This is a genomic window from Streptomyces sparsogenes subsp. cuspidosporus (assembly GCF_039532705.1).
GTDB lineage: Bacteria > Actinomycetota > Actinomycetes > Streptomycetales > Streptomycetaceae > Streptomyces > Streptomyces sparsogenes.
This window is the reverse complement of the sequence record NZ_BAAASD010000035.1, coordinates 74,815-95,780: the sequence shown is the minus strand read 5'-3', so window position 1 is coordinate 95,780 and position 20,966 is coordinate 74,815. Positions and strand designations below refer to the sequence as shown.

Annotated in this window: 19 protein-coding genes; 10 read left to right on the top strand and 9 right to left on the bottom strand. The window is 73.5% G+C overall.

Annotated features, from left to right (window positions below; all coding sequences use genetic code 11):
- Window positions 1-27 precede the first annotated feature (27 nt).
- From ABFY07_RS31415 to ABFY07_RS31405, 3 genes are all read left to right on the top strand, one after another.
- Window positions 28-498 (top strand): hypothetical protein, encoded by a 471-nt coding sequence (locus ABFY07_RS31415; protein ID WP_346177732.1) that lies wholly within the window; start codon window positions 28-30, stop codon window positions 496-498.
- A 109-nt stretch (window positions 499-607) separates the two neighbouring features.
- On the top strand, window positions 608-1,231 hold the full coding sequence (locus ABFY07_RS31410) for a Uma2 family endonuclease (protein WP_346177731.1): 624 nt from the start codon (window positions 608-610) through the stop codon (window positions 1,229-1,231).
- A gap of 55 nt (window positions 1,232-1,286) precedes the next feature.
- Window positions 1,287-2,282, top strand: a complete 996-nt coding sequence (locus ABFY07_RS31405) for an aldo/keto reductase (protein WP_065960952.1) — start codon at window positions 1,287-1,289, stop codon at window positions 2,280-2,282.
- 267 nt (window positions 2,283-2,549) lie between these two features.
- Here the strand turns inward: ABFY07_RS31405 and thpR are convergent, their stop codons facing one another.
- From thpR to ABFY07_RS31385, 4 genes are all read right to left on the bottom strand, one after another.
- On the bottom strand, window positions 2,550-3,116 hold the full coding sequence (gene thpR / locus ABFY07_RS31400; RefSeq protein WP_346177730.1) for an RNA 2',3'-cyclic phosphodiesterase: 567 nt from the start codon (window positions 3,114-3,116) through the stop codon (window positions 2,550-2,552).
- A 175-nt stretch (window positions 3,117-3,291) separates the two neighbouring features.
- A complete protein-coding gene (locus ABFY07_RS31395; RefSeq protein WP_428837042.1) occupies window positions 3,292-4,677 on the bottom strand; it encodes an MFS transporter in 1,386 nt (461 codons plus the stop codon).
- 31 nt (window positions 4,678-4,708) lie between these two features.
- Entirely contained in the window at window positions 4,709-5,152 is a 444-nt protein-coding gene (locus tag ABFY07_RS31390) for a MarR family winged helix-turn-helix transcriptional regulator (protein ID WP_346177728.1), read from the bottom strand.
- 167 nt (window positions 5,153-5,319) lie between these two features.
- Window positions 5,320-6,786 (bottom strand): NCS2 family permease, encoded by a 1,467-nt coding sequence (locus tag ABFY07_RS31385; RefSeq protein WP_346177727.1) that lies wholly within the window; start codon window positions 6,784-6,786, stop codon window positions 5,320-5,322.
- 213 nt (window positions 6,787-6,999) lie between these two features.
- Here ABFY07_RS31385 and ABFY07_RS31380 point away from each other — a divergent pair, with 213 nt between their 5' ends.
- The gene (locus tag ABFY07_RS31380) at window positions 7,000-7,248 is read left to right on the top strand and encodes a DUF2530 domain-containing protein (protein WP_346177726.1); all 249 of its coding nucleotides are present in this window, start codon (window positions 7,000-7,002) and stop codon (window positions 7,246-7,248) included.
- Window positions 7,249-7,403: 155 nt separating this feature from the next.
- Here the strand turns inward: ABFY07_RS31380 and ABFY07_RS31375 are convergent, their stop codons facing one another.
- Window positions 7,404-8,159, bottom strand: coding sequence for a calcium-binding protein (locus tag ABFY07_RS31375; RefSeq protein WP_346177725.1), 756 nt, complete (start codon window positions 8,157-8,159; stop codon window positions 7,404-7,406).
- A gap of 178 nt (window positions 8,160-8,337) precedes the next feature.
- On the opposite strand from ABFY07_RS31375, the gene ABFY07_RS31370 reads away from it, so the two are divergent.
- Window positions 8,338-9,156: an SAM-dependent methyltransferase gene (locus ABFY07_RS31370; RefSeq protein ID WP_346177724.1), complete on the top strand. Its 819-nt coding sequence runs from the start codon at window positions 8,338-8,340 to the stop codon at window positions 9,154-9,156.
- A gap of 59 nt (window positions 9,157-9,215) precedes the next feature.
- Here the strand turns inward: ABFY07_RS31370 and ABFY07_RS31365 are convergent, their stop codons facing one another.
- Window positions 9,216-12,644 carry a sacsin N-terminal ATP-binding-like domain-containing protein gene (locus ABFY07_RS31365; RefSeq protein WP_346177746.1) on the bottom strand — a complete coding sequence of 1,143 codons (3,429 nt, stop codon included), beginning with the start codon at window positions 12,642-12,644 and terminating at the stop codon, window positions 9,216-9,218.
- Window positions 12,645-13,161: 517 nt separating this feature from the next.
- Window positions 13,162-14,073, bottom strand: a complete 912-nt coding sequence (locus ABFY07_RS31360; protein WP_346177723.1) for a DUF3027 domain-containing protein — start codon at window positions 14,071-14,073, stop codon at window positions 13,162-13,164.
- Window positions 14,074-14,545: 472 nt separating this feature from the next.
- Between ABFY07_RS31360 and ABFY07_RS31355 the strand changes: the two genes are divergently transcribed.
- The 4 genes from ABFY07_RS31355 (at window position 14,546) to ABFY07_RS31340 (ending at window position 18,686) form a co-directional block, all read left to right on the top strand.
- A complete protein-coding gene (locus ABFY07_RS31355) occupies window positions 14,546-16,171 on the top strand; it encodes an MFS transporter (RefSeq protein WP_346177745.1) in 1,626 nt (541 codons plus the stop codon).
- A 95-nt stretch (window positions 16,172-16,266) separates the two neighbouring features.
- Window positions 16,267-16,782, top strand: coding sequence for a hypothetical protein (locus tag ABFY07_RS31350; RefSeq protein WP_346177722.1), 516 nt, complete (start codon window positions 16,267-16,269; stop codon window positions 16,780-16,782).
- Between the two features lie 156 nt (window positions 16,783-16,938).
- A complete protein-coding gene (locus ABFY07_RS31345) occupies window positions 16,939-17,754 on the top strand; it encodes a futalosine hydrolase (RefSeq protein WP_346177721.1) in 816 nt (271 codons plus the stop codon).
- Window positions 17,751-18,686 (top strand): 1,4-dihydroxy-6-naphtoate synthase, encoded by a 936-nt coding sequence (locus tag ABFY07_RS31340; protein ID WP_428837041.1) that lies wholly within the window; start codon window positions 17,751-17,753, stop codon window positions 18,684-18,686. The genes ABFY07_RS31345 and ABFY07_RS31340 overlap by 4 nt, the downstream gene beginning before the upstream one ends.
- Window positions 18,687-18,763: 77 nt before the next feature.
- Here the strand turns inward: ABFY07_RS31340 and ABFY07_RS31335 are convergent, their stop codons facing one another.
- Window positions 18,764-19,144 carry a cold-shock protein gene (locus ABFY07_RS31335; protein WP_065960968.1) on the bottom strand — a complete coding sequence of 127 codons (381 nt, stop codon included), beginning with the start codon at window positions 19,142-19,144 and terminating at the stop codon, window positions 18,764-18,766.
- Window positions 19,145-19,326: 182 nt separating this feature from the next.
- Here ABFY07_RS31335 and ABFY07_RS31330 point away from each other — a divergent pair, with 182 nt between their 5' ends.
- Window positions 19,327-19,617 (top strand): hypothetical protein, encoded by a 291-nt coding sequence (locus ABFY07_RS31330; RefSeq protein ID WP_346177720.1) that lies wholly within the window; start codon window positions 19,327-19,329, stop codon window positions 19,615-19,617.
- 254 nt (window positions 19,618-19,871) lie between these two features.
- Here the strand turns inward: ABFY07_RS31330 and ABFY07_RS31325 are convergent, their stop codons facing one another.
- Window positions 19,872-20,531, bottom strand: coding sequence for an HAD family hydrolase (locus tag ABFY07_RS31325; protein ID WP_346177719.1), 660 nt, complete (start codon window positions 20,529-20,531; stop codon window positions 19,872-19,874).
- Window positions 20,532-20,966: the final 435 nt, after the last annotated feature.

Genomic DNA, 20,966 nt, shown 5'->3' with positions numbered 1-20,966 from the left:
GAAGCACCCGGGTACTATGATCCCAGCGTGGCCGACGTCTATGACCTGATCCTCTCGGTGAATCTCCCCGACACCCTCTCGGACGCCGAGATATCCGAACTCCGCTGGCACCTGGGGCTCGCTCCCCGGCCCGCCGCCCTGTCCCTCGTCACCGACTACGCCGAGCCGCTGATCGGCGACGACGGCGAGCCCGAGCAGGACGAGCGGGGCAACTGGCTGACGGCGTACGAGCCGTACCCCGTCCTCGCCGCCAAGGGCCCCGCCGCCCGCGCCGGCGGCGTGCTCCTGTCGGCCCTCGAGCCGGGCCGGCGCGGCGGCTGGGCCCTCACCTCCCGCCAGGAGTTCCACCCCGACGAGTGCGACCGGCTGGGCGAGCTGCTGGTGTGGCTCCACGAGCGGGCGGTGGACCCGCTCGCCTTCCAGTGCCATGTGCGCTTCTACGAGGAGCACACTTTCGCGCCGGTGTCGGTCGCGGACGGGGAAGTTACCTGGCCCTGACCTGGGAGTTCAACGCCCCTCGTCAACACTTCCGCTCGCTTCCCCCGGAAGGTGGGCATGCACGGCGAACCGACTGAGTACGCTGATGAGGTCGGCCAGAATCTGCCCCATGGAACCACTGGTGACGAGCGTCGCGCCCGAGTCCGACGTCCCAGATGAGCCCGCGCAGCAGTGGCCGTGTCCGCCTGCGGGTGGCTACACCGCGGATCACCTGGACCGGCTCCCGAACCTGCCTCCGCACACGGAGCTGATCGACGGGAGCCTCGTCTTCGTACACCCGCAGACCGCTTTCCATGCTCGTGCCATGCGCCTGTTGGAGAACCACCTCCTCCAAGCCGCGCCGCCCGAGTGGGAAGTCGCCCGGCAGATGACCATCACCCTCGGGCCGCGCGACCGGCCGGAGCCAGACGTTCTGGTCGTGAAGAGCGAGGGGCTCATGGGACCCGAGCAGACCGCCTTCCAGCCCAAGGACGTCGTCCTCGCGATCGAGGTCGTGTCGGCCGACTCCGAGGCCCGCGACCGGGACACCAAGCCTCGCAAGTACGCTGCGGCGGGGATCCCGCACTTCTGGCGGGTGGAGTCGGACGGGGGCCTATCGGTGGTCTATGTCTTCGAGTTGGAGCCCGCTACCAAGGCATACGTCCCGACCGGCATCTATCGTGACCAGCTGAAGGTGGGTGTTCCCTTCACCATCGACATCGACCTGACCGCGATCAACCCCCGCCAGCAGTAGTCGCCCCTAGCCAGCCCTTGATTCGAGCGCACTCCAAGGGCTTGGCTAGACCTTCATGGAGTACACGCAGCTCGGACGTACGGGACTCAAGGTCAGCCGGGTGGTCCTCGGCACCATGAACTTCGGCCCCCAGACCGACGAGGCCGACAGCCACGCGATCATGGACGCCGCGCTCGACGCGGGCGTCAACTTCTTCGACACCGCCAATGTCTACGGCTGGGGCGAGAACAAGGGCCGCACCGAGGAGATCATCGGGAGCTGGTTCGCGCAGGGCGGCGGTCGGCGCGAGAAGACGGTCCTGGCGACCAAGGTCTACGGCAACATGGGCGCCGAGGGGCAGCCCTGGCCCAATGAGGACAAGCTGTCCGCGCTCAACATCCGCCGCGCGGTCGACGCCAGCCTCAAGCGGCTCCGCACCGACCACATCGACCTGTACCAGTTCCACCACATCGACCGCTCGACGCCGTGGGACGAGATCTGGCAGGCCATCGACGTCCTGGTGCAGCAGGGCAAGATCCTCTATGTGGGCTCCTCCAACCACGCCGGCTGGCACATCGCCCAGGCCAACGAGGCCGCGCGCCGCCGTGGCTCGCTGGGGCTGGTCAGCGAGCAGTGCCTGTACAACCTGTTCGAGCGGCGCGCCGAGATGGAGGTGATCCCGGCCGCGCAGGAGTACGGCCTCGGCGTGATCCCCTGGTCGCCGTTGCACGGCGGGCTGCTGGGCGGGGCGCTGCGCAAGGAGCGCGAGGGCGGCGGGGCGCGCAGCACGTCCGGGCGCACCGCCGACGCGCTGAAGGACAGCGCGGTGCGGGCCCAGGTCCAGCGGTACGAGGACCTGCTCGACCAGCACGGCCTCGAGCCCGGCGAGGTGGCCCTGGCCTGGCTGCTCACCCGCCCGGGGGTGACCGGCCCGATCGTCGGCCCGCGCACCGCCGAGCAGCTTTCCTCCGCGCTCCGCGCCGCCGAGCTGACCTTGGGCGAGGAGCTGCTGACCGCACTGGAGGAGATCTTCCCGGGCACGGGTCCGTCGCCCGAGGCGTTCGCCTGGTGAACCAGTGAGCCGGTGAGCCGGTAGCGGCAGCCGGTGAGCCGAGCCGATGAGCCGATGGGGCAGTCAGCCGGTGAGCCGATGAGCCGATGGGGCAGTCAGCCGGTGAGCCGTACGGCTCACCGGCCCTGGCGGCGGCGGTCCGGCCCGGGGCCTCGGCCTCAGCCGAACGCGGCCGCCAGGGCGACGACGACGAGCACCAGCACGAGCGCACCGCTCATGATCAGATTCCTGGTCTTGGGATCCACGCCTTGAGCGTAACGGGGTCGCTCAGTGTCCCAGCGGCCAGGCGGCCACCACCTCGTAGCGCGGCTGCGCGCCCGGGACCCCCGGGGCCGGCGGGTGGCTGCGCACCAGGCTCAGCTCGGCCACCGTCCACGCGCTGCCCTCGAAGTCCGCGAGCCCGTCCACATACGGCCTCAGGTCCGCGCCGCCGCGGCAGCGCGCGAGGGTGAGATGCGGGTGGTAGGGACGGCGGTGCCGCTCCATGGCCACCCCGGCCCGCCGGGCCCCGGCCTCGGCGGAGTCGGCCAGGTGGCCCAGGGTGGCCCGGTCGCCCTCGACGCCGGCCCACACCACCTTGTCGGCGAAGCGGCCGCCGCCCGCGAGCCGGACCTCGTGGGGCGGGTGGCGGTGGGCTGCCCGGGCCAGCCGCTCGTGCAGCGCGGGCAGCAGGCTCTCGTCGACCTGGCCGAAGAAGGCGAGGGTGAAGTGCCAGCCCGCGCGCTCGGTCCAGCGCAGCCCGTCCGCGCCCGGGAGCCTGCGCAGCGCCCCCACACGGGCGGCCAGCTCGGCGACGGCCGGGTCGGGCGGCAGTACGGCGGCGAAGAGTCTCACCCGCCCAGTCTGGCCCAGCGCCGCCCGGTCCCGCGCGACCGGCCACCCGGCCCCGCGCGGCCACCCGGTCCCGCGCGGCCGCCCGCCCCGCCGGTGGGGCCGCTCAGGGCCGGGGGGGGCTGCCCAGGGCCGGGGGCTGCCCAGAGCCGGGGGGCTTCAGGGCCGGGCGGGCTGCTCAGACCGCCGCGGGCAGCGGCTTGTCCTGCGCGTCCTCCGGGGCGCGCGGGACGAAGGCGAGGTGCCGGCGCCCCGGCCGCAGATCCACCTTCACCCGCAGGCCCCCGGCCCGTACGAGGATCAGGCCGACCGCCACCGCGGCGGCCGCGGAGACCAGTCCGCCGGCCGCGAAGCCGACGCGGGCGCCGTAGGTGTCGGTCAGCCAGCCCACCAGCGGGCCGCCGAGCGGGGTGCCGCCGACGAAGACCATCATGAACAGGCTCATCACGCGCCCGCGCATCGCGGGGTCGGTCGCCAGCTGCACATTGGAGTTCGCCGTCACGTTGAAGGTCAGGGAGAAGATCCCGATCGGCACCATGAGGGCGGCGAAGAGCCAGAACTCCGGGGCCAGCGCCGCCGCGATCTCCAGCAGGCCGAACATCAGCGCCGCGCCGATCAGCAGCCGCTGCCGCGTCGCGGTCCGCCGGGCGGCGAGCAGCGCGCCGGTCACCGAGCCGACCGCGATCAGCGTGTTGAGCAGGCCGTAGGTGCCCGGACCGGCGTGGAAGACGCCGTCGGCGAAGGCGCTGAGCCAGATGGGGAAGTTGAAGCCGAAGGTGCCGATGAAGCCGACGAGCACGATGGGCCAGATGAGGTCGGGGCGCCCGGCGACATAGCGCAGCCCTTCGCGGAGCTGTCCCTTGCCGCGCGGCGCGCGCTCGACCTTGTGCAGCTCGCCGGGGCGCATCATGAGCAGGCCGATGAGCGGGGCGCCGAAGGAGAGCCCGTTGAGCAGGAACGCCCAGCCGCTGCCGACGGCCGTGATCAGCACACCGGCGACGGCGGGGCCGACGAGGCGGGCGGACTGGAAGTTCGCGGAGTTCAGGCTGACCGCGTTGCGCAGGTCCCGGGGGCCGACCATCTCGACGACGAACGCCTGCCGCGTGGGGTTGTCGACGACGGTGACCATGCCGAGCAGGAAGGCGATCACATAGACGTGCCAGACCTGCACCTGGCCGCTGAGGGTGAGCGCGGCGAGCGCGAGCCCGCACAGCCCGAGCGCGCCCTGGGTGAGCATCAGCAGCCCGCGCTTGGGGTAGCGGTCGGCGATGACGCCCCCGTACAGGCCGAAGAGCAGCATGGGGAGGAACTGCAGCGCGGTGGTGATGCCGACCGCGGTGGAGGAGCCGGTGAGGCTGAGGACGAGCCAGTCCTGGGCGATGCGTGACATCCAGGTGCCGGTGTTCGATATCACGGCACCCGTGGCGAACAGCCGGTAGTTGCGGACCCTCAGGGAGCTGAAGGTCCCGCCCCTGGGGCGCCCGGCTGCGGCGTCACCAGCGGGGGTGGTCACGGGGTCGGCGTCAGGTGCGGGTGCGGAATGTGTTCCGGGTCCCGTACTCAAAGTGCGTTCGCCTCCTAGGCGGCTCGTTTCCTCACATGTGCGCGAGCTTCTCCAGGACGGGCGCGGCGGCGCGGAGCGCGGCCCACTCCTCCTCGGTCAGTCCGCCGGCCAGCTCGGCCAGCCATGCGTTCCGCCGGCGGCGGCTCTCCTCGAGCATGGCCTCTGCCCGCTCGGTCTGCGAGACGACCTTCTGCCGCCTGTCCTCCGGATGCGGCTCCAGCCTGACCAGTCCCTTGGCCTCCAGCAGCGCCACGATGCGGGTCATCGAGGGCGGCTGGACGTGCTCCTTGCGGGCCAGCTCGCCCGGGGTGGCGGAGCCGCACTGGGCCAGGGTGCCCAGCACGGACATCTCGGTGGGGCTGAGCGACTCGTCGACACGCTGGTGCTTGAGCCGTCGTGACAGACGCATCACGGCGGACCTCAGCGCGTTCACAGCGGCGGTGTCCGCGTCGCCGCCATGGGACAGATCCGGCATGGTCTTTAGCATAACTCATTACCTCGTCTAATGAAGATCCGCGTTACGGCCCGATTTCATTTTCACCCATATGAGGGGGAACCGCTGCGGAGCGTGACGCAGGGCAAGCGACAAGGGCGCCCGGACCATACGGCCCGGGCGCCCGTGCGCGAGGGTCTCGAGGAGGCTCAGCCGGAGCCGAGCGCCTGCTGGATCGGGTGCAGCAGGAAGTAGACGAGGAAGCACAGCCCGACCGCGCTGAGCAGCCAGGGCACCTCCCGCATCCGCCGGGTCGCGATGCGCAGCAGCAGGTACGACAGCACGCCGAGGCCGATCCCGTTGGTGATGCTGTAGGTGAACGGCATCGAGATCATGGCCAGGAAGGCCGGGACCGCGATCGTGAAGTCGCTCCAGTCGATCTCCTTGACGTTCGCCGCCATGATCAGGAAGCCCACGACGACCAGCGCGGGGGTCGCCGCCTGGGACGGGACGATCTTGGCCAGCGGGGTGAAGACCAGCGCGAGCAGGAAGAGCCCGCCGGTCACCACGTTGGCGAGGCCGGTGCGGGCGCCCTCGCCGACGCCCGCCGTGGACTCCACGAAGCAGGTGTTGGCCGAGGCCGAGCCGAAGCCGCCGCCGGCGACCGCGACGCCGTCCACCATCAGGATCCGGCCCATGCCCGGGAGCTGGCCCTTCTCGTCGGTGAGCCCGGCCTCCTCGCCGACGCCGATGATCGTGCCCATGGCGTCGAAGAAGCCGGACAGCAGCACGGTGAAGACGAACAGACAGCCGGTGAGGATGCCGACCTCATGGAAGCCGCCGAAGAGGCTGACATGACCGATCAGGCCGAAGTCGGGGGTGTCGACCACCTTGTCCGGAAGGTTGGGGACGGTCAGCCCCCAGTTCGCGTCCGGGATGTCGGCCACCGCGTTGATCACCACCGCGACGACCGTCATGGTCACCATGCCGAGCAGGATCGCGCCGCGCGTCTTGCGGACGACCAGGACGAAGGTGAGCGCGAGCCCGGCCACGAAGATCAGCACCGGCCAGCCCTGCAGCTTGCCCTCGATGCCCAGGCCCATCGGCACGGTGGTCGCGGCCTTGTCCGGGTTGCGGGTGACGAAGCCCGAGTCGACCAGGCCGATCAGGGCGATGAACAGCCCGATGCCGATCGCGATGGCGCGGCGCAGCCCGCCCGGGATCGCGTCCATCACCCGCTGCCGCAGCCCGGAGGCGACCAGGATCATCAGCACGAGGCCCGCGAGGACCACCATGCCCATGGCGTCCGGCCAGCTCATGTTGGGCGCGAGCTGCAGGGAGACCACGGCGTTGATGCCGAGGCCGGCGGCGAGCGCGATCGGGACGTTGCCGATGACCCCCATGAGCACGGTGGTCAGGCCCGCCATCAGGGCGGTGGCGGTGACGAGCTGGCCGTTGTCCAGGTGATGGTGGTACTTGTCCTCGCCTGCCCCGAGGATGATCGGGTTCAGCACGATGATGTACGCCATCGCGAAGAAGGTCGCCAGACCGCCGCGGATCTCCCGGGAGACGGAGGACCCCCGCTCGCTGATCCGGAAGAACCTGTCCAGGCCGTTCTTGGAGGGTGCCGGTGCCTGCTGCCGGGCGTCGGCCGGCGCGGAGGCCGAGGGGGACATGAAGTACCTCAGAGGTGTGAAGACAACCAACGGGCCGTTTGGATGATCACACGAGACAATCCAGCCAGACCCGGACCGTTTCAGTATGAATACATGAAGAATAAAACGCCAATCCCCGAATGTAGCCGGACGGTTCCCGAGCGTAGCCACCGCAGCCCGGCGGGCAGGCGAACGGCCCCGGGTGGCGGGCACCCGGGGCCGTAAGCTGTGCACATGACGAAGTGGACCCCCAGGCACGAGGCCCCGGCACCCCTCGAGGGCAACGTCGTGGCCACGATCACCGGCGGCACGATCGTGTGGTTCGTCCTCTTCCTCGTACAGCTGCCCTTCTACGGCTGGTACGACGACCACGGCCATCTGTGGTGGCTGTGGACCTGCCTGGCCGGCGGCGGCCTCGGGCTGCTGGGCATCTGGTACGTCCGCGCCCGCGAGGCGGCCATCCGCCGCTCCCGCGAGCAGTGATCACTGGCTGATCACCGAGGGATCCCGATCACCGAGGGATCCCGATCACGGAGGGATCCTGATCACCGAGGGATCCTGATCACTGAGGGGTGCCGATCACCGAGGGATCCTGATCACTGACTGATCACTCAGCGATCCCGGTCGCCGGCTGATCACTACTGGACGTCGACGAAGTCCCCGCCCGCCTTGACCGCCGGGGTGGTGGAGGTGCCCGCGAAGTTCCAGCGGAAATAGCCGTCTTCCGTGGCGGTGACGGTCGTCTTCAGCGCCCCGCGGCTGGCGGAGGTCACCGTCTTGAGGGTGGTGTAGGTGTCGCTGTTCTTCTTGCGGAACTGGAGCTTGACGGACTGGTTGGTGTAGCCCGCGTAGGCGCCGGTCTCCCAGTTGGCGCGGGTCAGCGCGCCGGTCACGGTGATGGTCCTGCCCTTCTTCACCGGCTCGGGCGAGGCGTTGACCGTCAGCTTGGAGTACCGCTGCATGGCGAAGGAGCCGGCCTTGTCGGTGGTGAAGTAGTCCCCGTCGTTGGCGTCCACCCACGCGGAGACGTACCAGGTGCCGGCCGGGGAGTTGTCGAAGAAGTCGACGTCCGGGTCGACGGTGAAGGTGCCGGTGCAGGTCGAGGTGGTGGCGTTCGAGGCGACACAGCTGACCTTCTTGGTCGGCTGCAGAAAGCCGTACGACGGCCCGTCCAGGTAGAGGTCGGCGGCCTTGATGCCCGAGTCGTCCGACGCGGTCACCTTCACCGTGAAGGTCTTGGCGGCCGACGTGCCGACGGCGACCTTCCCGGTGCCGTTCACGACCACGCTCTTGATTTCCGTGTCGCCGTAGCCGTCCGCCTGGGCGGCCGGGGCCGCCAGCCCGCCCAGCGCGACGGCGGCTGCGAGCACGGCGAAGGTAGCGCTCTTGCGCATCTGTCCCCCACAGGATGAATGAGAAGGCCCGGCCGCTGAACATGTGGCGGCGGAGCCAGGAGGGAACAACTGTACGATCTTCACCATCCGTTCACAATGGTTTCGGTGACTCCACGTTTCATTCTGGGTATGACGATTGCTCACCTCTGAGCGCCAACCGCCCAGTAATGTGTTTTTCATGACCGGCCATGGCTTCCGCGCGGACCAAATCGACACCAGCAAGCCGCACTCGGCTCGCATGTACGACTACTTCCTCGGCGGGAAGACCCACTATTCCGTCGACGCCCGGGCCGCCGAGCGGGTCGAGGCCGTCTGGCCCGACGTCATCCCGTGGACCCGCGCCAACCGGGCCTTCATGCACCGCGCCACCCACTGGCTGGCCACCGAGGCGGGCATCCGGCAGTTCCTCGACATAGGCACCGGCATCCCCACCGAGCCCAATCTGCACCAGGTCGCCCAGCAGGCGGCCCCCGCCTCCCGGGTCGTGTACGCCGACAACGACCCCATCGTCCTGGCCCACGCCCAGACGCTGATGCTCTCCAGCCCCGAGGGGCGCACCGCCTACATCCACGCCGACGTCACGGCCCCCGAGGCCATCCTCGCCGCCGACGAGCTCCACGCCACGCTGGACCTCAGCGAGCCGATCGCGCTGTCCCTCAACGCGCTCATGCACTTCATCGGCGACGACCAGCAGCCGTACGACATCGTCCAGCGGCTGCTGGCCCCCCTGGCGCCGGGCAGCTACCTCGTGCTCTCCCACGGCGGGCTCGACCCCCGCCCCGGCCTCTCCGACGCGGTCACCGACCTCTACCGGTCGAGCGGCATCCACGTACAGGGGCGCACCCTCGACCAGGTCACGGCCTTCTTCGACGGTCTCGAACTCGTCGAGCCCGGCGTGGTGATGCCGCACCGCTGGAAGCCGGAGAGCGAGCGGGAGCGGGCGGAGGCCGAGAAGACGGACCTGTGGATCTACGCGGGCGTGGCGCGCAAGGGGTAGCCGGCGGCCGGCGGGTCAGTGCTGGTTGACCGGCCCGCCAGCCGTCGGTCGAACCGCGATCAGTCGAACCAGCGGGCGCGGGCCAGTTCCTCGGTGCGGGTCAGGTCCTCCAGCAGGGCCGCCACCTCGAAGCGGCGCGCCCACTGGCCCGCCGCCCAGGCCAGCCCCGCCGCCACGCCCTCCAGCGTCGAGGCGTGCAGCGTGCCGTCCACGTATCGCCAATCCAACTCGGCGCGCCCGTCGAGTTCCGCGCCGCCCTCGACCAGCAGCTCCTCGTGCTCGACGTACGACAGCGGGGCGCCCGGGAGCAGCTCGCGCACCGCCGCCGGAACCTCGTGGGGCTCGCCCTGGGAGACGACCGGGGCCGGGTACGCCTCGCTCAGCCGCCGCACCTGGAACAGCTCCGCCACGTCCGCCGCCCGCGCCGGGCGCACCGGCAGCAGCGCCCGCCCGTCCGACTCGGCCAGCGGCATCAGGTCCGGCGCGTCCGCGACCAGCGCGTCCGCCGCGTCCACCACGCGCGGCTCGCCGTCCACCACGGCGCGCAGCTCGTCCGGCAGCGTCACCTGCTCGGGGTCCAGATCGGCCAGCAGCCCGTAGAGGGCGTGCAGCTGGGCGGGCGTCACCGGGCGGTCCTCGTCGGCCAGCCGCGCCAGCAGCTCCGCCGCCCCGCCCGGCTCGTCCAGCAGCGCGGCCACCGAGGTCCGCACCCCCAGCGCGCGCAGCACCTGCTCGTCCTCAAACCCGGCCGCGTCCACCGGCTCGTACAGGCCGGCCAGCAGCGGATCGCCCCCGGCCGCGCGCAGCCCGGCGGGCCGGCGCCCGTCGAGCACCGGGTGGCCGCGCAGCCACCAGGCGGTGTACGAGCGCACCGACTCCGTCGTGCCGTCCGGCAGCAGCACCCGCACCGGCGCGGTGAGCGCGTCGCGCAGCGGCGGCCGCGCCAGCATGGCCAGCGCCCTCGGCCAGGCGTCGTCGTCCACCAGGTCCAGGTCCCGTACGGCGACGATCTCGGTGGCCACCGGGGGCACCGGGGTCTCCGGCAGCCGGTCAAGGACGTCCTCGCACCACACGTCGACCGCGTCCAGCAGCCCCACGTCGTCGGGCTCGGCGAAGTCCCCTTCGCGCGGCTCCAGCTCGTCCGGGTCCAGGACCACGTCGGTGGCCCGCACCAGCGTGAAGTCGGCCAGCACGCCGACCGCCGCCAGCGTCTCCTCGCCCCACCGCTCGGCGAGCTCCGCGTCGCACGCGGGCAGCTCGCCCTCCCGCATCACCTGCTCGAAGGCGCTCCCCGGGAAGACCAGCTCCCCGGCGGGGGCGGGCTCCCCCTCCTCGTCCGGCAGCGCCAACGCGCCCAGCCACGGCTCGTCGCCGGGCGCGAGCCGGGCCTGCTGGACCAGGCCGAGGACGGTCTCGGCGAGCGTGTCGGGGTCGAGCGCGGCGGTGGCCGCGCCCGCGTCCTCCGCGAACGGGTCGTACTCGTCCTCCGCGTCCAGCGAGTGGGCGACGGCGGCCCGCACCTGAGGCGTGGTCAGCACGGCGCGCGGGGTCGCCGGGGTCGCGCCGAGCTTCTCCAACAGCGGGTGGGCGGCGTCCGGGTGAGCGACCTTCAGGCCCAGCCGGGCCAGGGTGCGGTGCCGGTCGTCGCCGTCCGCCTCCTCGCCCGGCAGCGGCAGCAGCACCTGCCGGGGCCCGATCGTCGTCCGCCCGTCCGCCAGCGGCACCGGCAGCCCGCTGAGCCGGTCCGGGTCGGTGCCGCCCAGCGAGTCGTACAGCCGCCGCCACCACGCCGGGGCGCGCTCGACGCCCGCGAGCCGGTCGATCACCTCGCCGAGCGGCACCCGCGCCACGCCCAGCGCCCGCAGCTCCTGGCGCCGCTCCAGACCGGCGGGCAGCAGGGTCGGGAACAGCTCGGCCAGCACCCGCACGGTGTCGGCGCCCGCGCCCTCCAGCATCTCCGCGTCCCGGGGCCGCAGCGCGTACGGCTCGCTGCCGGAGCCGCCCACGAGGACGTCGCCGAGGATGTCGTCGTCCCACGTCGCCGGGCCCGACTCCACGGCCGGCGCGCCGCCGCCCGGATTCCCGGGCCCGCCCCGCGCGGCGTCCGGCCCCCGCGCGGCGTCCGGCCCCAGCGCGGCGTCCGGTCCCAGCGACTCCGGCCCCAGCGCGTCCGGCGAGCCCGTCTCGGCGCCCGCGTCCGCCTCGCCGCCCGCCGGGACCTCGCCGCCCGCCGGGGTCGCGGCGCTCGGCAGGAACGGCACGCGCGGCAGCAGCTCCAGGATCCGCCGCCGCAGCTCACCGTCCAGCTCGCTCCTGCCCAGCGGGCCGGGGACCAGGTCGATCGTCCCCACCCCGACCGGGTGCCAGTCGCGCAGCAGCGCCGCGTACGCCTCGGCCGCGCGCTCCACCAGGAAGTCCCTCAGCGGACCGGGCGAGATGTGACGACGGGTCGGCTCCAGCGGGAAGGAGGCGATGAGCAGCGCGGGCACGCCCATAAGCTCGTCCGTCGGCGTCGGCGCGTGCACCACCGGGGCCGTGCCGGGCCGCACCGGCGCGCCCTCCGCGTCCACCGGCACCGCCCAGGTCACCGACCACACCGGCCGCAGCCGCTCCTCCACCGGGCGGTCGGCCAGCAGCGCGGCGTCCAGCGGGCCGCCCGCGGTCTCGGTCCGCCACCGGCGGGCCCCGTTCTCGGCGCCGCTGTCCTCGATGACCGTGTAGGGACCCTCTTTGCGGCGCCGCACCGTCCGTACGCCCTCGGGCGTCTCGACCACGACCTCCGTCAGCCCCGGCAGCGTGATCAGCAACGCGTCGTCGATGCCGTCCAGCAGCCGCTCCACCACGTCCAGCGCGGCGCCGTCGCGCAGCGGCAGCACGACGACCGTGTCGTAGCCCTCCGGCGCGCTGCCCTCCGCCGGCAGCGGCAGGCGCAGCAGCGGCACGAGCCCGTCGCGGCGGCGCAGTTCGTCCCCGAGGCCGGGGCTCGTCCCGGCCGCGCGGTACGCCAGCTCGCGCGCCTCCGCCAGCGACCAGCGCACCCCGCCCGAGCGGCCCACGACCGCGGGTTCGTCGCTGACCGCGAGCACCGCCGCGAAGCCGACCCCGAACCGGCCGACCACGGCGCCCGGCTCGTCCCACCCGGCGGTGTCCCGCTTCGCGGACGCCCGCAGCGTGGACAGCGACTCCACGCCGGCCGCGTCCAGCGGCGCCCCGGTGTTGGCGACCGCCAGCACGGCGGGCTCGCCGTCCGACGCCGGGTGCAGGGTCAGCCGCAGCCGGCCGGGCACCCCGGCCCGGGCCGCGGCGTCCGAGGCGTTCTGCGCCAGTTCGACCACGAGGCGGTCCCGGTGGCCGCCCAGCACGAGGTCCATCTCGGCGTTGGCGTCCTCCCGGAACCTCGCGGGCGACGCGGCCCAGGCGTCCAGCACGGCGCGCCGCAGCCGCGCGGTCCCGAACGGGTCCGCGTCCTCCGTCGCGCCTCGCACCATCGCCGTGCTGCTCACGTGTCGCCTCCGGGGTCCTGGTCTGGGTCCGTCTGGGTCCATCCGGTCCGTCTGGTCCGTCTGGGTCTGCCGCGGAGAACGCGGCCCACGCCATCGAGTTCCCCCGCGGACCGCCTTCCCCACTGCTGCCGCCGAACGTACCGTCACTGCGCTGCCACGCTCGCGCCGCCCTCATCTACCATCCTGCGTCGCGCGCGGGCGGGGACGGGCGCGCCTCCCGCACCTCGTACGAACGGCAGGCGCGCGAACAGCGGGCGCAGGGGCGGCGGGGGCGGCAGGCGCACCAACGCACCCGCACCCGCACCCGCACCCCCGCCCCACCCGACAACGCGCCGGTGCGAACCCGCTCAGCGGTGTCCCCAGGAGCAGGGCTCGGGAGCGCGCTCAGGAACGGCCTCAGGAGGTGCCTCAGGAAACGGGCGCGAGGAGGGGCCCGGGACGGGCTGGGGAACTGCCTCGGGAGCAGGCCCGGGGCGGGCTCGGGGCGGGCTCGGGAGCGGCCTCAGGAGTGGCCGAGCTCCTCCGCCGGCGCGTCGGGCTCCACGGACCCACCAGTCCGCTCCGCCGGCCCCCGCAGCGGCAGCGGCTCGACGACCGTCTCGTCGATCACCGGCGGCGCCGGGCGCGGCGGCTTCGGCATGACGGCGGCCTCCGAGTGCGCCCCGCAGCCGTACGCCAGGGACACCACCCGCCCGTCCGCCGGGCTGAACTCGTTGGCGCACACCCCGAACGCCTGCCGCAGCGACCCCGCGATCGGCACCAGGAAGCCGCAGGTCACGCAGGACGCGGGGGCTGCCTGCGCCATCGGCGTCTTGGCGCCGAACGCCTCGTCCCAGCGGTCGGCCGCGACATGCAGCCCGTAGCGGGACAGCACGCGGGCCCGCCGCATGCCCAGTTCCTCGGCGACCGCCGCGATGCTCCCGGCCGCGGGCGGGGTCTCCTGCGCGGCGGGCGGGCCCGCCGTCACATCGGCGTCCTCGACCGCCGCGAGCTGCTGCATCTCCTCCGAGACGACGGAGTTCGGCGGCGGGCTGTCCTCGCCCGAGTAGCCGGGCTCAAGACGCAGGTCCTCGGCCTCGCTGGGGAGCAGATCGCCCGGGCCCAGGTCGCCGGGGCGCAGCCGCTCGCTCCAGGGCACCCACTCGGGGGCCAGCAGCGCGTCCGGGCCGGGCAGCAGCACCGTCTCGTCGACGGTGACGACCTTCGCGCGGGAGGCGCGGGTGACGGTCACCGCCCAGCGCCAGCCCCGGTAGCCCGGCTCCTGGCATTCGAAGAGGTGGGTGACGACGCGGTCCGCGTCGGCGACGGCGCGCACGTACTCGCCGACCGTGCCCGGACGGGCGGCTTCCGCGGCCGCCTCACGGGCGAGTTCGACCGCCTCGGCGCACAGACGGTCGGGGGTACGGCTTCGCATCGCAGCACTCACAGGATCGATTCTCTCTTCCACGCCGTCGCAGCCGTTTGACGAGTGCGCCAGCCGTACGGCCGGGACACGGGATCGCGGACGGAGCGGACCAGGGGACCGCGTCGACGTCCGCGCCCGATCCGGCCTCGGGCGCACCTTGTACGTCCCATTCTGCGGGATGGTGACTCGGCGCGTGGCCAAGAACGACCGTCGGTGGCGCGTAACGCACGCTACCCTGTCCGGCCCATCCAACCCCACCCCTGTCCCTGGACAACCTGGGGACAACTGGGGGCACCCTGGGGCCGGCCCCCCCCCCGGCGGGACCCGGTTCACGGGCCCGGAAGGAGGCTCCGGAAGAACTCGCCCCCGGGCCACCAAAGGGGAATGTGTAGTTCCGGATGGCGGTCGGGGCCTCACATACCGGCCGACTTCCCTGCACCATGGTCGGGTGGACGTCACGCGGTTCATCGGCGACGGCCCGATCCGACGGTCGGGCCGTCGCATCGGCCGGGCACTGCACCTCCCCTTCACCGCGACCGGCAGAGGCATCCGCCGGGCCACCCACGCGCAGGGCGCCGGTGAATCCGGCCTCGGCAAGCTGATCGAACTGCACGCCGTGAACTCCGCGGGCGACATGCTGATCACCGTCGCCCTGGCCTCCACCGTCTTCTTCTCCGTACCGACCGACGAGGCACGCGGCCGCGTCGCCCTCTACCTGGCCATCACCATGGCCCCCTTCACCCTTCTGGCCCCCGTCGTCGGCCCGCTGCTCGACCGCCTCCCGCACGGCCGCCGCGCCGCGATGGCGAGCGCCATGCTCGCCCGCGCGGTGCTCGCGCTGACGATGGCGGGCGCGGTCGTGGGCGGCGGCCTCGAGCTGTACCCGGCGGCGCTGGGCGTGCTGGTGGCCTCCAAGGCCTACGGCGTCGTACGGTCCGCCGTCGTGCCCCGGCTGCTGCCACCCCGCTTCTCCCTCGTCAAGGCCAACTCCCGGGTCACCCTCGCCGGGCTCCTGGCGACCGGCCTGGCGGCCCCCGTCGGGGCCGGGCTGCACCAGCTCGGCCCGACCTGGCCGCTGTACGGGGCGTTCGCGGTGTTCGTCGGGGGCGGCTTCCTCTCCTTCACGCTCCCGCACAAGGTGGACTCGGCGAAGGGCGAGGGCAGGGTGCAGCTCACGTCGGGCGAGCGCCACCTGCACCTGCCGAAGCACGCGCACCGGCCTGCCCCGGGGGAATCGGGGGAATCGGGGGAATCAGGGGAAGCAGAGAAGAAAGCGGCGAAGGAGGCCGCCGCTGCCGCCGATCCAGCCGCCGCGCCCGCCGCCGGGTCGCGGGCGGAAACGGCCACAGGGTCGGGGTCGGGGACGGGGACGGGGACGGGGACGGCCTCCGGGGCGGCCGGATCCGCCGGATCCGCCACCGGGACCGGGCCCGCCTCCGGGACCACCGATCCCGCAGAGCCCACAGAGCCCGCAAAGCCCACAGAGCCCGCAGACGCGGCGCCGCGCCGCGTGGGGCTGCGCAAGGTCAGCCCGTCCGTGCTGCACGCCCTGGAGGCGGGCTCCTCGCTGAAGGCGCTGTCCGGCTTCCTGACCTTCTTCCTCGCCTTCCTGCTGCGCGAGCACCCGCTGGGCGGGCTGGGCCCGGAGATCTCGCTCGGCGTGGTCGCGGTCGCGGCGGGCGGCGGCAACGCGCTGGGCACGGCGATCGGCGCCATGCTGCGGACGCGCGGGCCGGAGCGGATCATCGCGGTGGTGCTGACCTCGGCCCTGGGGGTGATCGCCGCATCGGCCGCCCTCTACAGCGCCGTCATGGTCGCCGCCGTGGCCGCGACCGCCGGGATCTCGCTGGCCCTGGGCAAGCAGTCGCTGGACGCGGTGATCCAGCGCGATGTGCCCGAGCAGGTCCGTACCTCCGCCTTCTCCCGCTCGGAGACCACGCTGCAACTGGCGTGGGTCGTCGGCGGGGCCGTGGGCATCCTCCTCCCGCTCAACGGCGCGCTGGGCATGTCCGCCGCCGCCGCGATGATCGCCGTGGGCACGGCGGCAAGCCTGCGAGGCCTGCTGGCAGCCGCCCGCCATGGAGCGGCACGGCCGCGCGTGGCCTGAACGGCACGAGTGGCCTGAACGGCGCGAGTGGCCTGAACGGCGCGAGCGGCACACCCCCGCGCAGGGCGATCAAAAGGGCCCGATAGCCTGCCCGCATGACCGCTGCGCTGTTTTCCAGGGGCAAGGGCCGCCGCGCCGCCACCGCCGCCTGTGCCGTGTCCCTCGGGCTCGTCGCCACCCTCTCCGCCTGCGACAAGCCGACCCCGCTGGCGACGGTCACGGTGGGTTCCAAGACCGTGACGACCGAGGCCGCCAAGGACTGCTACAAGAAGGGCGAGATCGTCGCCAAGTCCGAGAAGCAGATCGCGGCGTGCCTCAGCAAGAAGCCCGAGCAGTCGCTGTCGGTCAGCCCCGGTGAGAAGGTCCGCGTCGGCGTGGACCCGAAGATCGCCGACTCGGGCTGGGTCGTGATCAGCGAGGCCCAGGGCGTCGTCAACGACCAGACCAACAAGACCTACCGCAGCCTCGACAGCGACACGCTCTTCGAGCAGCGGAACCCGCAGACCGGCCGGGTCACCACGCTCGACAGCGTGACGCTCGTGGTCGTGGAGACCGGTGAGGGGAACGGCATCAAGGGCGCCTGGCCGATAAAGCTCACCCGGGACGCCTGACACCCGACGCCTGACGTCGGGCCCCCTGACGTCGGGCCCCCTGACGTCGGGCCCCCTGACGTCCAACCCCTGACGTCGGGCTCCTCACGTCCGACGCCTGACCGAGACGGCCGCCCACCGCGGCCGCACCGCAGCAGGGAGAGCCGGGAGCCGCTGATGCGCGTACTCGTCGTCACCGCCGTACCCGCCGAGCGGGACGCGGTGGTACGTGGCGTACGCGCGGCGGCGGCCGAGTCGGCCGACACCCCGGAGGCGGCCGAGGTCTCCGTGCCCGGCGGGCGGACGCTGCACCGGGTCGTACGGCCCACGCTCACCCTGGACGCGCTGGCCGCCGGGGTCGGCCCGGCCGCCGCCGCGGCGGCCACCGCCACGGCCCTGACCGCCGCCGAGCTCGGCACAGCCGGGCGGCCCACGGGGCTTGCTGCCGCGGGGCCCGGGGCCGCGGGGCCCGGGGCCGCGGGGCTCGATGCCGCGCCGTACGGGCTCGTCGTCTCGGCCGGAATCGGCGGCGGCTTCACGCCGGCGCCGCTCGGCACCGTCGTCGTCGCCGAGGCGATCGTCGCCGCCGACCTGGGCGCCGAGACGCCCGACGGCTTCGCCGCCGTCACCGACCTCGGCTTCGGGACCGTCGAACACCTCCCGCCGCCCGCGCTCGTGCGGGCCGTCGCCGAGGCGGCGGGCGCGGCGCGCGGCGCGGTGCTCACCGTCTCGACCGTGACCGGCAGCGCCGGGCGCGCCACGGAGCTGTTGCGGCGCCACCCGCGCGCCGCCGCCGAGGCGATGGAGGGCTTCGGGGTGGCGGAGGCGGCCGCCGCGCACGGCGTGCCCGTCCTGGAGGTGCGGGCGATCTCCAACACCGTCGGCCCGCGCGACCGCGCCGCCTGGCGGATCGGCGAGGCGCTCGACGCCCTGGCGGGCGCCTTCCGCGACCTCCCGCCCGCCCTCGCCATCTGGAAGGGACCCAGCACATGACGCCGCAGCCGTCACCGACCGAGCACGAGCCGACCGCACCCCAGGCGGCCCCGCGCCGGCCGAGCGCGCCACAGCCCAACGCACACCAGCCGCTGAGCATCGCGTACTCGCCGTGCCCCAACGACACCTTCGTCTTCCACGCCTGGGCCCACGGCCGCGTCCCGGACGCGCCCGCGATCGACGTCACGTTCGCCGACATCGACATCACCAACGGCATGGCGGAGCGCGGCGAGCGCGATCTGCTGAAGGTGTCGTACGCCGTCCTGCCGTGGATCCTGCGCGACTACGCGCTGGTGCCCTGCGGCGGGGCGCTCGGGCGCGGCTGCGGCCCGCTGGTGCTCACCAAGGAGCCGGGGCGGGCCAAGGACCTCGCGGGCAAGACGGTCGCCGTGCCGAGCGACCGCTCGACGGCGTACCTGCTCTTCCGGCTGTGGGCGGCCGGCGAGGTGCCGGGCGGGGTGGGCCGGGTCATCGTGCTGCCGTTCGACCAGATCATGCCCGCCGTGCGGGACGGCCGGGTGGACGCCGGTCTCGTCATCCACGAAGCCCGCTTCACCTACCAGAACTACGGCCTGCACCGCCTGGCCGACATGGGCGAGCACTGGGAGCTCACCACCGGCCTGCCGATCCCGCTCGGCGCGATCGTCGCGAAGCGGTCGCTGGGCGCCGAGCGGCTGCGGGCCGTGGCCGAGGCCATCCGTACGTCCGTACGGTCGGCCTGGGACGACCCGGCGGCCTCGCGCGACTACGTCCTGGAGCACGCCCAGGAGATGGACCCGGCCGTCGCCGACCAGCACATCGGGCTCTACGTGAACGAATTCACCGCCGATCTGGGCGAGGACGGCTACGCGGCGGTGCGCGGGCTGCTCACACGCGCGGCGGCCGAGGGGCTGGTGCCGCCCCTCGGCCACGACGCGCTGGAGTTCTTCTGAAACGGTGTCTGGATGGTGGTGGTGTCCGGAAGGTGCCCGGACAGCCTGACCGGCGCCTGGACGCCGAGCCGGGGCGCCTAGACGTCGAGCTGGTCGGCCACCGCCCGCAGCATGCCCGCGATCTTGTGGCCCTGGGCCTTGTCGGGGTAGCGCCCGCGCTCGAGCTGCTGCGTCACGTTCTCCAACAGGGTGGTCAGGTCCTGGACGATCGAGGCGAGCTCGTCGGGCTTGCGGCGCTGGGCGGCCGCGACGGACGGCGTCTCCAGTACCGTCACAGAAAGTGCCTGGTCACCACGGTTACCGGCCACGACGCCGAACTCGACGCGCTGCCCCGGCTTGAGCGAGTCCACACCTTCCGGGAGTACGGAGGAGTGCACGAAGACGTCGCCGCCGTCGTCACGGGAGAGAAAGCCGAAGCCCTTCTCGCTGTTGAACCACTTGACCTTGCCGGTAGGCACGTCTGTCCTCGTCCTCGTCACTCGTCGGAAAAGCACGTAAAAACTGCTCTGGATAGCACTACAGCGGGTCGTAAGACCCGCCACCACCAAGGCTAATGGTCCGGAGCCTGGTGACAAGACGTACCCGGGTGGTTCCGGGTGGTGGTTCCTACGCGCGCTCTGCTCGGACCTACCCTGGTGCGGTGAGCAATGAAACCCCGCACGGCGCTTCCCCCGGCCACCGCCCGGAGCCGCACCTGCCCGGCGACCGGCTGGTGCGCCTGGGCGTGATCGTCTTCGGCGTGGGCGCGGTGGCCACCCTCATCACCGTCGCCCCCCTGTTCCTGGGCCTGCACCCGCTGCCCTCGGTCGCGTACTTCGTGTGCATGCTGATGGGCGTCGGCTTCGCGCTGGCCGCGGCGGGCCTGCTGCGCTCGATCAGGGCGCAGCGGCGCGCGGCCGCGCGGGGGAGTTCAGCGCCCGGCTCGGCCTGAACGGCCTGAACGGGCTGGCAGGCCGACGGCCCGGGGTCCTGGGGCCCTGGGGCCCTGGGGCCCTGGGGCCCTGGGGCCCTGGGGCCCTGGGGCCCTGGGGCCCTGGGGCCCTGGGGCCCTGGGGTCCTGGGGTCCTGGGCCTTGATGCCCTGGGGCCTTGATGCCCTGGGGCCTTGATGCCCTGGCAGCCCTGGCAGCCCTGGCAGCCCTGGCAGCCCTGGCAGCCCTGGTAGCCCTGGTAGCCCTGGGCGAGGTCATCCCTCCAGATGGCCCGCCAGCCACTGCGGAAACGCGGTCAGGTCGTTCAGCACCACATCGGCCCCCGCCGAGCGCAGCTCTTCCGCGTCACAGGGTCCCGTCGCGACCGCCACGGACAGCGCGCCCGCCGTGCGCGCGCCGCGCACGTCGCCCGTGTGGTCCCCGACGTACACCGATGCGCCGTACTCGCGCAGCGCCTCCGCCTTGGCCTCGGCCCACAGCCAGCCGACGACCGCGTCGGCCTCGATGCCCAGGTGGGCCACGTGCAGCTTGGCGTTCGGCTCGTGCTTGGCCGTCACCACGACCGCGCGCCCGCCGGCCGCCCGCACCGCGGCGACGGCCTCACGGGCACCGGGCATGGCGAGGGTCGGGGCTATCGCGTACTCCGGGTACAGCGCGCGGTAGGCCTCGCCCACCTCCTCGATCCGCTCGTCGGGGAACCAGTGCGCGAGCTCCTGCTCCAGCGGCGGGCCGAGGCGGGTGATGGCCAGCTCTGCGTCGATGAAGGTGCCGGTGGCGGCGGAGAGCGCCTCGTAGGCGGCCTTGATGCCGGGGCGGGAGTCGATGAGGGTCATGTCGAGGTCGAACCCGACCGTCAGGGGCTGCGCGGGGGAAGCGGGCGCCGCGGGCGAGGCGGGCGACGAAGACGAAGGCATGCCCGACATTCTGCCCCGGACCGCCCACCGGAGCCGGGGGCCGGGCCCGCCTGCCCGCGGCCGGGGGCCAGGGGCCAGGGGCCGGGAGCCGCCTGCCCGGGGCCGGAGCCGGGGACCCGGGGCCGGGACCCGCCTGGCCGGGGCCGGGACCCGCCTGGCCGAGGCTGGGGGCCCGGGGCCGGGACCCGCCTGGCCGGGGCCGGGACCCGCCTGGCCGAGGCTGGGGGCCCGGGGCCGGGAGCCGCCTGGCCGGGGCGGGGATCCGCCTGGCCGAGGCTGGGGGCCCGGGGCCGGGAGCCGCCTGGCCGGGGCGGGGATCCGCCTGGCCGAGGCTGGGGGCCCGGGGCCGGGACCCGCCTGGCCGAGGCTGGGGGCCCGGGGCCGGGAGCCGCCTGGCCGGGGCGGGGGCGGGGTCCGGAAGCCTGGGTGCGGCAG